This window comes from Oleiphilus sp. HI0086, from assembly GCF_001635225.1.
The window spans coordinates 1-656 of sequence record NZ_LWFZ01001177.1 but is presented as its reverse complement, the minus strand read 5'-3'; the positions used below and the strand labels follow the sequence as shown (position 1 = coordinate 656).

The 656-nt window shown below is 57.5% G+C and carries 1 protein-coding gene; it reads right to left on the bottom strand.

The window, feature by feature from the left end:
• Positions 1-656, bottom strand: a 656-nt coding sequence (locus A3756_RS20525) for a TolC family protein (RefSeq protein ID WP_197481429.1), incomplete at both ends; no start/stop codon positions are given.

The window sequence follows — 656 nt, the reverse complement described above, 5'->3', positions numbered from 1 at the left end:
GACCTTGATGGTCAGGAAATCGATTTTGGCGTTCAGCTCGGCGATGCGGGCACGCACCGCTTCAGCAAAGTCGCCGTCATCGTTGTTATAGGCAGTCAGGGCAGCTTCGGCCTGCTCCGCCATTTGCGGCAGTAGCTGCTGGTCATAGAGTGTGCGGCGCTCATTCAGGCGCTGGATTTGCACAATGGTCGTGTCCAGCTCCGCCATTAACTTTCGCGCCATCAGTAGCTTGTCTGTTCGCAGTGCCTCAGCTCGGGAGGTAGCGGCGCTAACATCTTTATCCTGTCGATTGCCCGTGAAAAGCGGCAGATCAAATGTGACGCCGACCGAGAACAGATCGGCGCGATCCCGGCCCATGGGGTCATCGTCCCGATAGCCGTACTGGGCGGTGAGCCCCCACTCGGGCTTATACTTTTGCTGGGCCAATTCAACCCCGGTCTGCATAGCCTCGATACGTTGGTCAAAGGCCAATAACAGGGGATGCCGATTGATCTGTTCATAGAGCCAGCGATCATTGTGCGTCTGACCCATGCCTGGGGTTGGCTCATCACCCAATTTACTGGATAAGGTCCGCGCCAACGGCAGACTGGCTTGACCGCCAATCCACTCGGAGAGCCGCTGCTGGGCAGAATCCAGTTGTTGTCGCAACGCAGTCA